14 protein-coding genes are annotated in these 12997 nt (G+C 35.0%); 3 read left to right on the forward strand and 11 right to left on the reverse strand.

All coding sequences use genetic code 11. The features are described from left to right. Nucleotides 1–11: 11 nt before the first annotated feature. The 9 genes from traK to H1R17_RS09800 all read right to left on the reverse strand — a co-directional run bounded on the left by traK (nt 12) and on the right by H1R17_RS09800 (nt 7581). Nucleotides 12–635, reverse strand: coding sequence for a conjugative transposon protein TraK (gene traK / locus H1R17_RS09760; RefSeq protein ID WP_163432652.1), 624 nt, complete (start codon nt 633–635; stop codon nt 12–14). Between the two features lie 17 nt (nt 636–652). After that, the gene (traJ, locus tag H1R17_RS09765) at nt 653–1645 is read right to left on the reverse strand and encodes a conjugative transposon protein TraJ (RefSeq protein WP_163432653.1); all 993 of its coding nucleotides are present in this window, start codon (nt 1643–1645) and stop codon (nt 653–655) included. Between the two features lie 2 nt (nt 1646–1647). Beyond that, entirely contained in the window at nt 1648–2280 is a 633-nt protein-coding gene (locus tag H1R17_RS09770; protein ID WP_163432654.1) for a DUF4141 domain-containing protein, read from the reverse strand. Nucleotides 2281–2299: 19 nt separating this feature from the next. After that, on the reverse strand, nt 2300–4801 hold the full coding sequence (locus tag H1R17_RS09775) for a TraG family conjugative transposon ATPase (protein ID WP_163432655.1): 2502 nt from the start codon (nt 4799–4801) through the stop codon (nt 2300–2302). Beyond that, complete coding sequence (locus tag H1R17_RS09780; RefSeq protein WP_163432656.1) at nt 4785–5126, reverse strand: DUF4133 domain-containing protein; 342 nt, start codon at nt 5124–5126, stop codon at nt 4785–4787. The genes H1R17_RS09775 and H1R17_RS09780 overlap by 17 nt, the downstream gene beginning before the upstream one ends. 10 nt (nt 5127–5136) lie before the next feature. Then, entirely contained in the window at nt 5137–5442 is a 306-nt protein-coding gene (locus H1R17_RS09785; protein WP_181729261.1) for a DUF4134 domain-containing protein, read from the reverse strand. Between the two features lie 311 nt (nt 5443–5753). Continuing rightward, nucleotides 5754–6257 carry a conjugal transfer protein TraD gene (locus tag H1R17_RS09790; RefSeq protein WP_240453366.1) on the reverse strand — a complete coding sequence of 168 codons (504 nt, stop codon included), beginning with the start codon at nt 6255–6257 and terminating at the stop codon, nt 5754–5756. Nucleotides 6258–6389: 132 nt separating this feature from the next. Beyond that, nucleotides 6390–6800, reverse strand: coding sequence for a DUF3408 domain-containing protein (locus H1R17_RS09795; protein ID WP_163432659.1), 411 nt, complete (start codon nt 6798–6800; stop codon nt 6390–6392). Nucleotides 6801–6813: 13 nt separating this feature from the next. After that, nucleotides 6814–7581 (reverse strand): ParA family protein, encoded by a 768-nt coding sequence (locus H1R17_RS09800; protein WP_163432660.1) that lies wholly within the window; start codon nt 7579–7581, stop codon nt 6814–6816. 657 nt (nt 7582–8238) lie between these two features. On the opposite strand from H1R17_RS09800, the gene mobA reads away from it, so the two are divergent. Both mobA and mobB read left to right on the forward strand, forming a co-directional pair. Beyond that, a complete protein-coding gene (gene mobA, locus H1R17_RS09805; RefSeq protein WP_163432661.1) occupies nt 8239–8682 on the forward strand; it encodes a conjugal transfer protein MobA in 444 nt (147 codons plus the stop codon). Beyond that, nucleotides 8679–9959, forward strand: coding sequence for a conjugal transfer protein MobB (mobB, locus tag H1R17_RS09810; RefSeq protein ID WP_163432662.1), 1281 nt, complete (start codon nt 8679–8681; stop codon nt 9957–9959). The genes mobA and mobB overlap by 4 nt, the downstream gene beginning before the upstream one ends. A 74-nt stretch (nt 9960–10033) precedes the next feature. Here mobB and H1R17_RS09815 read toward each other — a convergent pair whose 3' ends face one another. Both H1R17_RS09815 and H1R17_RS09820 read right to left on the reverse strand, forming a co-directional pair. Next, a complete protein-coding gene (locus H1R17_RS09815; protein ID WP_163432663.1) occupies nt 10034–10480 on the reverse strand; it encodes an SRPBCC family protein in 447 nt (148 codons plus the stop codon). A 60-nt stretch (nt 10481–10540) separates the two neighbouring features. Further along, entirely contained in the window at nt 10541–10735 is a 195-nt protein-coding gene (locus H1R17_RS09820) for a KOW motif-containing protein (protein ID WP_163432664.1), read from the reverse strand. Nucleotides 10736–10940: 205 nt separating this feature from the next. Here H1R17_RS09820 and mobC point away from each other — a divergent pair, with 205 nt between their 5' ends. Next, nucleotides 10941–12932: a conjugal transfer protein MobC gene (mobC, locus tag H1R17_RS09825; protein WP_163432665.1), complete on the forward strand. Its 1992-nt coding sequence runs from the start codon at nt 10941–10943 to the stop codon at nt 12930–12932. Nucleotides 12933–12997: the final 65 nt, after the last annotated feature.

Here is a 12997-nt window from a genome sequence, read left to right on the forward strand (position 1 = left end):
TTTTTTAAGTTTTAACGTTCTATGATTTCCATATCCTTGTTTTCGATTACTGTAAATTTTTCCATTGTAAAACCTTGAGGATTGTTGTCTGATCTTACGGAGTTAACCAAAAAGCAGGTAGAAATAAGGTTGCGTTTAGTTACATTACTAGAGCGAATGATGTACTGTTTTGCATAGGTGCGTACTGAATAAGGATACTGATCAAAATTGCATACAACGCTGTCTACTTCTGTACGCTGTTGTACGTTACCTGAAATAATGCGGTTGTAATAGCCTTTTTCTGCGAGGTCTTTGTAGTAATCAAAAGCACTTTTATCTGCTAAATGAAAGGCTCGTTTCATATTGCTTTCAATTGCGTTTTTATCGGGAGCTAAAGTAAAGAACAGTTCATGAAAGCGCCTAACATGTTCTCTGGCTTCTACTGGGCGGTTGATGCTTGTATCTTGTGAAAGAGCAACCATGAGTGATTTTCCGTTGTCTAAAACGTAGACTTTTTGACGCTGTTGCTCTGCAAAGTGGTAGGATTTCCAAACGGAAAATCCTACCACAATAACGCAAAGCGTGGCAAATACAAGGGCATACAATCTAATTTGTTTAAAACTGTTTTCTATATTTCTTAATGTTTTAAATTCCATGTTGCTATTTTTTAGTTTTATTTGAGTAATTGACCTCCAATATTTCCTGCTACGGCACCAGCTCCTGCACTGGATACATTTGCTGCTTTTGTAGCTGTTTGAGAAATGTTTCGCATAAAGTTGCCACCGCCACCAGCTTGAATAATCCAGCCTGTTACTGTGGGTATGGTAAAGTAGCCAACAATACCAATTATCATAAAGATGATGTAAATGGTGTTGCTGGTATCGGGGATATAGGTTGGGTCTACTAGCATGGCTATGTCTCGTTCTAAAATCAAGGTTTGTATTCTTGCTAACATAGAACTGAATAAATCGGAAACGGGTAGCCATAAATACACACTTACGTACCTTGTGAACCACTGCGTGAGTGTCGTTTGAAAACCGTCCCAGACGGAAATGGCAAACGCAATAGGACCGAGTATAGACAAGACAATTAGAAAAAAGGTACGTATGGTATCAATGACTAAAGCGGCAGCTTGAAACAAAACTTCTAATAAATTACGAAACCAGTCTTTCATCGCTTTTTCTATTTGGTAAGCTTGTCTGTCCATATACATACCTGCCATCGTACCAATGTCTGAAGGAGACCAACCGAGTTCTTCTAATTTTTTGTCAAATTGTTCGTCAGAAACCATATATGCTGTTTCGGGATTTCGAACCATTGCCTCATATTCCAATTGGTCTTTTTGTTGTTGCAGTTTGTTTAAGTCCAACACTTGATTTTCAAGAATACTATGGGTTCCTGTAACTATAGGTCTCAAAATAGCATTGATAGACCCCAAAACAATGGTGGGAAAAAACATGATGCATAGTCCTAATGCAAAGGGACGCAAGAGGGGATAGACATCAATTGGCTCTGCTCTGCTTATAGCCTGCCAGACTCTTAAAGCAACATAAAACAAGGCACCCAATCCTGCCAAACCTTTGGCTACAGCTGCCATTGCACCTGCAAGGGGCATCATATCATCGTACAACGAACGCAGTACTTCATGTAGGTTGTTCCATTCCATTGTTACCAGTATTTTTGGTTGCTTGTTCCATAAAGTTCTAATACTCGTTTGCCATCGTTTTTCTTTTTTGCTCTTAGATAGCTAACCGATATGTTTTTATTGGTGTAATACCGAACTAAGCTGTGGTAGTTTTTAACTTCATTATACACACGATCAACAACATCCATACGTTCTTTATCGTTCAATGAAAGATTGGTTGCGCTCACAATTTGTTTTAGTTCTTTTAGTAATTCTGTACTTTCATTTAACAAGGAGGTGTATCCATTACCTATTGCAACTAATTCTTGTGGTGTGAAATTGGGATCGTTCAGCATTTTGTTAAAATTTTGTACATACATTTCTGATACATCTCCAACCAGTAGTACGGTCTGTTGTACTTTTCTGGCATCTTTAACTAAATTGGTTACGGCTTTGAGTTTGTCATAGTACTCTTTACCTTGTTTATATACCTTTTCAACTTCTTTAAAGTTTTTCACTACGTTGCTTACGGTAGAAGAGGTTTGTATGATTTCGTTTGCTGAATTTAGGATGCCTGAAGCCAAATTTGCTGGATCTGCAACGATCATTTGAGCATGCGCAGTTGGTGATTGGACTAAGAAAAGTGCCATTACCACCGTAAAAATTATTTTTTTCATTTTATTAAAGTTTAAATAGTTATTTGATGTTTTCGCGTTTCAACATAGCAATGTGTTTGATAGCTAGTGCTATATCTCCTCCTAGCTCTGAGGCAACTTTCATTACTTCTATTTTTTCTGTTTCTTCAGTTGTATAGGCTAAGTACTCCTCTGTGGACACCTCGGTTGCGTAAACAGCTGAGTGCGTTCCTCCTAAACCAATCCATACTTCTTTGTACAATCGGTTTGGATCGTTGTTCATATTAATAGAAAGGATTTGTGCTTTTTCTTTTTCGGTTAATCCTAGCATGGTCTGTATAGCATCAAATTTGTTCATATACTTGCGTTGATCAAGCAGAATTTTGCAGTCGGAATTATTGATAATGCTTTCTTTTACAATAGGGGATTGTATAATGTCATCTACTTCTTGTGTTACAACAATAGCTTCTCCAAAGAATTTACGAACTGTTTTAAACAAATATTTGATGTACTCTGCCATGCCTTCCTTTGCAATGGCTTTCCATGCCTCTTCAATTAAAATAAGCTTTCGGATGCCTTTTAGTCTTCTCATTTTATTAATGAAAACCTCCATAATGATAATGGTGACAATAGGAAACAGGATTTTGTGGTCTTTAATGGCATCAATCTCAAATACGATAAATCGCTTGGAAAGCAGATCGAGCTCTTGATCTGAATTGAGCAAATAATCATACTCGCCACCTTTGTAGTAAGGTTCTAAAACGTTGAGGAAATTAGCAATGTCAAAGTCCTTTTCTCGTACTTGCTTTTCGTTCAGTAGGTTTCTATAGTCGTTTTGTACATACTCATAAAAACCATTGAAAGAAGCTACTTCATGCTGTTGTTTAATACGTTCTATGTAGCCACTTACTGCATTTGATAAGGCTACTTCTTCTGAACGACTAGGAGGTTCGTCATCTCGCTTCCATAGGGTGAGGATTAGAGTCTTAATACTTTCTCTTTTCTCGATGTCAAAAATGCCGTCTTCTGTGTAAAAGGGGTTAAAAGCAATGGGATGTTCTTCTGTGTAGGTGAAATACACACCATCGTCGCCCTTGGTTTTACTTTTTATGAGTTCGCATAATCCTTGATAGGAGTTTCCTGTATCTACCAATAAAACATGGGCTCCTTGTTCGTAATACTGGCGTACCATATGGTTGGTAAAGAATGATTTTCCACTACCAGAAGGACCTAATATAAACTTGTTTCTATTAGTAATAATTCCTCGTTTCATTGGTAAATCTGAAATGTCCAAATGAATGGGTTTCCCAGTCAGGCGATCCGCCATTTTAATACCGAAAGGCGAAGGAGAGTTGTGGTAATTGGTTTCTTCTGTGAAAAAGCATAAAGCAGGTTCCATAAAGGTGTAAAAACTCTCTTCGCTTGGAAAATCACCTGCATTACCTGGTATGCCAGCCCAGTACAAAGTAGCAACATCTGTTGTATTGTGTCTCGGCTTGCACTCCATAAGTGCTAGTGCGCTACCGCAATCATTCTTTAACTGTTTTAACTCTAGAGGATCTTCCGCCCATGCCATTACATTGAAGTGTGCTCGAATAGAGGAGAAACCAAAACTATGTGCTTCATTTAAGTATTTTTCTATCCATTCTTTATTGATCTGATTGGCTCGGCTGTATCTAGCCAAAGAATGCATGTTGCGTGCGGATTTTTCAAATTTTTGGAGGTTACTTTCACTATTGTCTAAGAACAAATATTGGTTGTAGATGTGATTGCAATTAAGGAGTAATCCTACAGGTGAAGCAAAGGATAAGCGGCAATCGCTTCTATCAGTGGATAGTTTTTCATAACGGCTATCCGCAGATACGCTTGCTGGTAAATCATCGGTATCGGATAGGGTATGTAAACACAACCTTTTATTGCCAATTCTCATTTCTTCTGAACCTAAAGTAATGTCTTGCAGTGGCGTGTTTTGATCTCTTGATAAACTGAAGTATTGAGATAACAAACCCTGCTTAGTTTCATTTCCCATAATATCCTCTTCATCTAGTCGTTCCAGTTTTATATAACTACTGTCGTTGATGATGCGTTCAAATTGGGATACAGCTTCCATAAATCGATGGATTGTTTCTTTGTCTTGCATCTCTTTTGGTATGAGCTTACCCTTGCAAAGCGATGAAAAATTGCTTTGCATCCGCATGCGTTCTTTGGTTGTTTTTGTTAAAAAGAGATAGCAATAATGGTTTAGAAACGGACGTTCGTTAAAATGTTGTTGATACGATTTTGACAAAAAACTTTGATTCTCTTCTGCTAAATCAGCAACATAGTTTTCCTTGATGTACCAATCTTGTTTGTGTACAATCGTATAATCGGGCAGGGTTTTAATGGCTTTAAACCAAGCAGCATGTATGGCTTCATATTCCGAAGAAGTTACTGTAAATAGTTCAGGTAAGTACACTTTGAAACAGGCGGTTATATCGGCTTCTTTTGAAACAATACAATTGTTTTCTAAAGCTAACAGAGGAAACTTACTTTCAAGTGTTGTAATTTTAGCTGTATTTCTCATACTGTTTATTTTTAAGAGTGTACCTTAAATGCTTGCGAACGTCTTTTCGAGAAATGATGTATTGCGGATGTTTTTTTCTTGCACCTAACTTCATGATTCCATGTTCTCCGTACTTTTTGTTAAGTGAAAATGTTTGCCATACAATCAATGTAGCACTTCCTACACCAAGGATGAGGCAGATGTAGGAGTTTAAACCTGCCATGTATAAGATCATTACCAGGATAAGTGTACCAAGCAATCCACCAGCAAAAATGAACAGGTACTGTGCTTTCAGACCTTTAAACTCTACTGTTCTTCCAATACCTTTGTTGATGTCGTAGTTCATAAGGCGAAGTTTAAAGAAAGAAGGAGCGTAGGATTGTAGCTGCTACAATTAAGAAAATACAGGCACCAAACCAAGAAGCGGCTGTTTTGCTTGTATCTGGATCTCCTGAACTGAATTTGTTGTACACTTTTACACCTCCAATCAATCCAACCACTGCACCAATGGCGTAGATTAATTGGGTGGCAGGATCAAAATAGGAGGTAACCATTTGTGTCGCTTCGTTGATTCCTGCGCTTCCATTTCCTTGACCAAATGTGGTCAGTGTTGCAAACATAAAGACTACTAAAGCCGCTTGCATTTTTCTTTGTTTTTTCATCATTTTTAGATTAATTAGTTATTGTTTATCCCGCTCTTTACAGGCTTTCGGAACAAAGATGTGATTGAAATGCAAGGAATAGGGTACATTGGCAGTTAATGGAAGAACTTGAGTTTAAGTGTCTTGTTAAAGGGTGCTTTGGAAAACATTTATGTAATCTTGATTTTAAAGTGGCTTGTATTGAAACTTGAACTATTTCATAGATAGGTTGCTGTGATAGGTAAGGAGATAAAAAAACGATATTTAAAAAGCTTCATTTTTAAATATCGTTTCAATAAGGATGTTCGGATGCAGTTCTTTTTGAAGAGGGTCTAGAGAAATTCTTCAATATCGAAATCGCTAAGAGGGATGTTTTCTTGTTTTGTAGGACTACTATTAATGGGTTCAGATGCCAGTGTGTTATCTAATAGTTGTGCAATTTTGGTAGATACATTTTCAATTGAGTTTTCTAATAGATCAAATAGTTCTGTACCTTGTATTTTATGAACAATGGAAATTACTTCATCCTCTTGACCTTTCTTTAAAGCATCATTTTGAAGAAAGGTACTTACCATACCTAATTCTTCAAAAGTAACGCCTTGTGCAAAACCTGGATCTACTGTAGATAAATGATGTTGATACCATTCTTCTTCCTCTTCTTCTAGATCAATAACATTTGTGCCTTCTTTGTCTTGCTCTTTTTTTGAAATTGGATGGTACAATGTTTCATTTTCATCGTATTCAATTTCTAAATCATTTGGGTCAATAGGAGGTTTTTCTGGTATGCTTTCTACTTGTGATGGTTTTCGGATGGGTTGCAATTTAGGTTTTCCCATAATGTCGGGTAGATGTGGATTTGTTTTCTTCTCGTCAAAGGTTTTATGAGAGGGTGATTTAAAAATCGTTCGATCATATAAAAGGATTACGATGATGAGAATCAAACAGACGATGATGATTTTTTCCATAGTTTAGAGAATGGGTTTGAAATGGTGGTTGAAGTAATTCGTTATATCATCTCCAAATTCTTTGAAATGATGTTCCAAAATGTTGTCTATGTAGGCATACAGCGTTGTTTTTTCTTCTTTGGTAAGTTGTACCATGCGTAATAGCCTTTCGTGGTATTCAGGACGTATATAAACCACTTTTCCACTCCTTGCGGAATGGTAATGATTCACTAAAAAAGTTTCTTCGTAGTTGATTTTTTTACTTGAACTTACTTTAGTTTTTTCTCTTGACTTTACTTTTTCTTGATTTTTATTTTCAACTACATGATTATCTTGTGGTTCTAAAATTGTTTCATCGCCACTTATAATGTTCATTAGGTAATCCTCGTCAACATTTGGCTTTTTAAGTTTATTATTTTTATTTTCTGAGTTCATAGATTCATTGGTTTTAGAGATGTGTTATTTTTAAAAATTCATAAATAAACAAATTCATTCGTGTGGCTTTAAGCAAGTTTACTTCAGCGGGTAAAAGACTTGATCGAAATATGTAGTTTTCTGTTCCATCTGTTTCTTTTCTAAAACGTTTACTGTCTCTAATCTTGGTCTGCATCAAAGGGATTTTTAGTGCTTCGATTACATTTTGATAGGCTGCATACAGTTCTGTTTTTTCTCTTCCATCTACTTGATTCCAAAATAACCACAGTTCTTGCTTTTCGTTTCCTTCTACGGTCTTAGGTAATTCAAGGAAGGCTTTACTAAAACTCAATGAACTTTCTACTACTAAACGGTCAGCCGTGATAGGAGAGAAGATGAAGTCCATCATTTTCAAAGTTGTAAGTACTCCAGTGGTATTTGCGGTTCCTGGTAGGTCAAAAAAAATAACATCGGGTGTTACAGGTGATTTTTCTTCATATTCTGCGGCTTTGTCTAAAGCATATTGCGACTTGGTTTTAATGATGGGGTAGGCTTTTTTGTTGATGTTATGAAACTGCTTCATAGCAGCTTTTTTATGATACTCGTTCTGGATGATGTTGTTTTTGTCTCGCTCCCGCATATGGGTAAGGCTGTGCTGCGGAAAATCGCAATCTATAACTACTACATTGTAACCTAAACGGTAATGCAACACACTTGCGACTAGTGTTGTCAGGGTAGATTTTCCAACACCTCCTTTCTGTGTAGAGAAACTAATTTTTAAAGGTTTTTTGCTTGTTTTCATTTCTTAAAAATTTAGGGTTATTTGTTTTGTTTTGTGTGAATAGTACGAAACATCTTTTTTGAAATTTTTGTTTGAATTTGTATTTCGATAGGCTCATTTTCCTGTATTCTTGGTGATTTTTATGTAATTGTTGGCTTAGGGTTTTATGTGCTTAATGGTCATTGTGTGTGTTGCTTTTTTTATGCTTTTACGCTTTTAAAACTTTACGTTTTTACATGCTGTTATTTGTGTTTTTACAGGTTTTTCTTACTTGATTTCTTTCTTATTGTGCAACTATATGTGACACATTACAGCAAATAAAGGGTATGTGTACCTGCCAAAATTTTTTGTGGAATTGTTTGGCTTCGATAGTCGTAACTTGGTTTTATAGCGTAAAGTGTGTATTGCTTGAAGGGGCTTTTCTTTGTATAAAGTTTAATTTAAGAGTGATGCTAGAGTGTAACGATCAAATGGATTTTAGATTTAAGGGCGTTAAGCCCTATTTCTCTTTTACATGCAATCCTTCCCGAAGGGAGGATTTTTGTGTTCTCAAGAACACGGCAAGTTGTGTTTTGAGCATCTAGAAAAGATTTCTGATGCGCAAAACAACTTGCCCTTTGCAGGGGGCTGAAAAACCTCCGAAGTCTGTTTTTATAATGTATTTAAAGTGGTTTAATTATGAATGATTTTAATAAAAATATAAGGAAAAAGACGGGGAGACCTCCAAAAAAAGATCCTGTGAAATTTCGATATACCATTTCTTTTAACGAGGAAGAACATGCTCGTTTTCTAGGGTTATTTGATCAATCGGGAATGCACATTAAAGCGCATTTTATAACTTCTTGCATTTTTGAAAAGACGGTAAAAACAATTCAGATGGATAAAGGGACTTTAGATTTTTATATGCGTTTAACTTCTTTTCATAGCCAGTTTCGTTCGGTTGGTGTAAACTATAATCAAATTGTAAAGTTGTTGTATCGTCATTTTTCGGAAAAAAAAGCAGCGGCTTTCCTTTTTAAACTTGAAAAGCAGACCGCTGAATTAGCAATTTTGTGTAAAAAGGTTGTTTTGTTAGCTGAGGAGTTTGATGAAAAACACTTGAAAAAAGAGGAGGATAAATGATTGCTAAAATAGGTAAAAGTGGAAATCTTTATGGGGCATTAGCGTATAATAATATTAAAGTTGCAAACGAAAATGGAAAAATATTGATGGTAAGCAAAATGATGGAAACAAGGAATGGTAAGTATACTGTAGCGCAATTGGCTCGATCTTTTGAGCCTTATCTCGTGGCAAATCGAAATACTGAAAAACATACGTTGCATATTTCTCTTAATCCTGATCCTAAAGACAAGGTAAGTGATGAAAATTTTTGCGAATTGGCAGAGCGGTATATGCAACAAATGGGCTATGGTGAACAGCCTTATGTTGTCTTTAAACATACAGATATTGACCGTACGCACATACATATTGTATCAGTTTGTGTGGATGAATTGGGTAAAAAGATTTCGGATAAATTTGAGAAAATACGGTCCATGAAAATCTGTCGTGAATTGGAAAAGCAATATGGATTGATACCTGCAACTGATAAGGAACGCGCAGAGAGCAATATGATTTTTCACCCGGTGAATTATAAGGCTGGTAACGTAAAAAAACAAATCGCTTCTGTAATACAAACGTTACCCAATCATTATAAATTTCAAACTTTGGGCGAATACAATGCTTTGTTATCGTTATTTAATATTACCTGCGAAAAAATAGAAAGCGAATTGCCTGAAACTTCACTACGTGGTTTAATCTACTTTTCTTTAAATGAAAAATCGGAGAAAGTTGGAAATCCGTTCAAAGCTTCTCTTTTTGGCAAAAACAAGGGGATTATTGATTTAGAAACGCATTTTAATAAAAGTAAGTTGGGTGTGAAAGACCATCTTAGTAAGCAAACCTTAAAAGCGATAATAGATGATGTTTTAAAAACAACAAACGATGAGATTGGCTTTAAAAAGCATTTAATTCAGCAAGGAATCAATGTGGTGGTGCGTAGAAATGATGCTGATAGATTGTATGGTATTACTTTCATAGACCATAATACCAAAATGGTATGGAATGGTTCTAGGCTAGGTAAAGAATATGCTGCGAATGTTTTTAATGATTTATGGAATTGTAATACACAACGTGTACATGCTGTATCAAATAATACGTCTTCATTAGTAAGATTTTCAAATGATATAGAGGATGTTCTTTTGGAGAAAGCACATGCATTGTTTGATTTTTTGAATAGTGATATTAAGGAATACAATACTATCGAAACACTAGGAGGACTGCTACCTGAAACACTGGGCGAAGATTATGAAGAATTGGATTTTGCTCAGAAGATGAAAAAGAGGAAATACAAAAAGAGATAGCGTACGAATTTAGCTACAGATTTGGAGAAACTTTAAATCTGTAGCCACCGTTTATGATGCATTAATTAAAAATGTTAAGCATCTGGAATATTGGGTTCGACCAATTTTTTAAGTTTATCTAAACTTTCTTGCCAACCTAAATAACACATTTCAGTAGGAATAGAATCTGGAATTCCTTCTTGCGTAGCTGTGATTTCAGTTCCAGATAGTACTTTTTTAAATGTAATCGTGGTAATCATTTCTCCAGGTAGGTTTGGATCATCAAAGCGGTCGGTATATTTCAATAGCATATCTTGAATAATTTCTAAATACTCACCACCAAAAGAATGGCTGTTGCCTGTTGAAAAATTGGTAAACGACATTTTATAAGTACCGCCTACTTTAAAATCCATTTGATAAACTTTGGCTGTAAAACCATATGGTGGCAGCCAAGAAGCTATTGCATCGGCATTTGAAAAGGCTTTGAATACTTTTTCAGGACTTGCTGTTAGTATTCTGTGTAAGGTTACTTTGCTAGGCATACTGAATATTTTTAAGATTTTTTAAATTTAGTTTTTTTAGCGTTGTAAGTTTCAATGCTTTTATTCTACGTTAATTAGTTCTACATTTTTTGCAAGGGTTTTAAATCGTACATTATTTTCTTGCTTTACTGTAATAGTGAAATGACCTGTTTTGGATGCTTTTAAATCTTGAATAATGCCCTGCTTTCCTTTATGGGCACCAGATATTACTTTACAATAATCACCATCTTTTAGTTCAATTAAATTATGTTCCATTTTGGTAGTTTCAAATAGTTTATATTCAAATTTAATAATTATTAGGTTTTGGATGTTCAAATTCTAAATTAAAAAATGCCTGCATTTATAGTTAATTGATCATTTTAATACCAAAGACGGTCAAGTGATGCCGTAAACAGCTACAATCCTATAATCACTATTTTACCGTCTTTAAATTAAGTCCGAACATTTAAAATTTAAAAAAATGCAAGGAGAAGACGATTTAAGAGGACTTGCCAAGATTATGGCTTTTATGCGGGCAGTTAGTATTCTATTACTACTGATGCATCTGTATTGGTTTTGCTATGTTTTTTTTATGGAACGTGGTTGGGTATTGGAAATTCTTAATAAAATACTAAGCAATTTTCAACGAACTGCTGGTTTGTTTTCGCATGTACTGTATACCAAAGTTTTTGCTTTGGTTTTGTTGGCTTTGAGTTGTTTGGGAACGAAAGGTGTAAAGAATGAGAAAATCACCTGGCGTAAAATATATGGGGTGTTGATTACGGGATTTTTATTGTTTTTTTTAAATACACCGTTGCTAAAGCTTTCTTCTGTAGTTGGTCATTTTCTGTACATCATAACACTTTCTTTAGGATACATTGCTTTGCTTATGGCAGGGTTATGGATGAGTCGTTTGCTTCGTACAAATTTAATGCATGATGTTTTCAATAATGAAAATGAAAGCTTTCTGCAAGAAACCAAATTAAAGGAAAATGAATACTCTGTTAACCTTCCTACTAAATTTTACTATAAAGGCAAGTGGAATAATGGTTGGATTAATATTGTAAATCCTTTTAGAGCAACGATAGTACTCGGAACACCCGGTTCTGGCAAATCATATGCTGTTGTAAATAACCTTATTAAACAACAGATTGAGAAAGGCTTTTCTATGTATTTATATGATTTTAAATTTGATGATCTTTCTACAATTGCTTACAATCACTTATTAAAACATCAAGATAAATATACGGTTGCTCCTAAATTTTATGTAATCAATTTTGATAATCCACGTAAGAGCCACCGCTGCAATCCACTAAATCCAAGTTTTATGACGGATATCTCTGATGCCTATGAAGCTGCATACACCATTATGCTGAATTTGAACAGATCATGGATACAGAAACAAGGTGATTTCTTTGTGGAAAGCCCAATTATTTTATTGGCAGCCATTATTTGGTATCTGAAAATCTATGATAACGGCAAGTATTGCACTTTTCCACATGCTATTGAATTGTTGAATAAAAAATATGAAGATGTTTTTACTATTTTGACTTCTTACACTGAATTGGAAAATTATCTTTCTCCTTTTATGGATGCTTGGAAGGGTGGTGCACAAGATCAATTGCAAGGTCAAATAGCGTCTGCTAAAATTCCTTTGTCTCGAATGATTTCGCCTCAATTGTATTGGGTAATGACGGGTAATGATTTTTCTTTAGATATTAATAATCCTAAAGAGCCTAAGATTTTATGTATGGGAAATAATCCTGATAGGCAAAATATTTATTCAGCAGCTTTAGGATTGTATAATTCAAGAATTGTCAAACTAATTAATAAGAAAGGGCAGCTTAAAAGTTCGGTTATCATAGATGAATTACCTACCATTTATTTTCGAGGATTAGATAATTTAATTGCAACAGCAAGAAGTAATAAAGTAGCTGTTTGCTTAGGCTTCCAAGATTTTTCTCAATTAACAAGGGATTATGGTGATAAAGAAAGTAAAGTAATACAAAACACAGTAGGTAATATTTTTAGCGGACAAGTAGTAGGTGAAACTGCTAAAAGTTTATCAGAACGTTTTGGGAAAGTCCTGCAAAAACGCCAGAGTTTGTCTATTAATAGAAATGATACGTCAACATCAATTTCTACTCAGTTGGATAGCTTGATACCAGCTTCCAAAATTTCAACGCTTACTCAAGGTATGTTCGTTGGTGCTGTTTCTGATAATTTTAATGAACGCATTGAACAAAAGATTTTCCATGCGGAAATTGTAGTTGATAATGAGAAAGTAAGTGCTGAGACTAGTCGATATAATATAATTCCAGAAATACGTTCTTTTAAAGATGAACAGGGTAATGATAGGATGAAGAAGGAAATAGAGATGAACTATACTATGATAAAGTCAGATATTCTACATATAGTTGAAAATGAGTTGGAACGTATCAAGAACGATCCTGATTTACAACATTTGATTTAAAGTATTGGTTTAGAAGCTGGTTTTGTTTAGTAAAGATTAACAAAATGGGTAGTGTTGCTACCTTT

Origin of the sequence: Flavobacterium sp. xlx-214 (assembly GCF_013874595.1) — a bacterium.
Classification (GTDB): Bacteria; Bacteroidota; Bacteroidia; order Flavobacteriales; family Flavobacteriaceae; genus Flavobacterium.

Coding starts and splice junctions, on each gene's coding strand:
- traK (WP_163432652.1), bottom strand. CDS start 635: ATGGAATTTAAAACATTAAGAAATATAGAAAACAGTTTTAAACAAATT.
- traJ (WP_163432653.1), bottom strand. CDS start 1,645: ATGGAATGGAACAACCTACATGAAGTACTGCGTTCGTTGTACGATGAT.
- H1R17_RS09770 (WP_163432654.1), bottom strand. CDS start 2,280: ATGAAAAAAATAATTTTTACGGTGGTAATGGCACTTTTCTTAGTCCAA.
- H1R17_RS09775 (WP_163432655.1), bottom strand. CDS start 4,801: ATGAGAAATACAGCTAAAATTACAACACTTGAAAGTAAGTTTCCTCTG.
- H1R17_RS09780 (WP_163432656.1), bottom strand. CDS start 5,126: ATGAACTACGACATCAACAAAGGTATTGGAAGAACAGTAGAGTTTAAA.
- H1R17_RS09785 (WP_181729261.1), bottom strand. CDS start 5,442: ATGAAAAAACAAAGAAAAATGCAAGCGGCTTTAGTAGTCTTTATGTTT.
- H1R17_RS09790 (WP_240453366.1), bottom strand. CDS start 6,257: ATGGGAAAACCTAAATTGCAACCCATCCGAAAACCATCACAAGTAGAA.
- H1R17_RS09795 (WP_163432659.1), bottom strand. CDS start 6,800: ATGAACTCAGAAAATAAAAATAATAAACTTAAAAAGCCAAATGTTGAC.
- H1R17_RS09800 (WP_163432660.1), bottom strand. CDS start 7,581: ATGAAAACAAGCAAAAAACCTTTAAAAATTAGTTTCTCTACACAGAAA.
- mobA (WP_163432661.1), top strand. CDS start 8,239: ATGAATGATTTTAATAAAAATATAAGGAAAAAGACGGGGAGACCTCCA.
- mobB (WP_163432662.1), top strand. CDS start 8,679: ATGATTGCTAAAATAGGTAAAAGTGGAAATCTTTATGGGGCATTAGCG.
- H1R17_RS09815 (WP_163432663.1), bottom strand. CDS start 10,480: ATGCCTAGCAAAGTAACCTTACACAGAATACTAACAGCAAGTCCTGAA.
- H1R17_RS09820 (WP_163432664.1), bottom strand. CDS start 10,735: ATGGAACATAATTTAATTGAACTAAAAGATGGTGATTATTGTAAAGTA.
- mobC (WP_163432665.1), top strand. CDS start 10,941: ATGCAAGGAGAAGACGATTTAAGAGGACTTGCCAAGATTATGGCTTTT.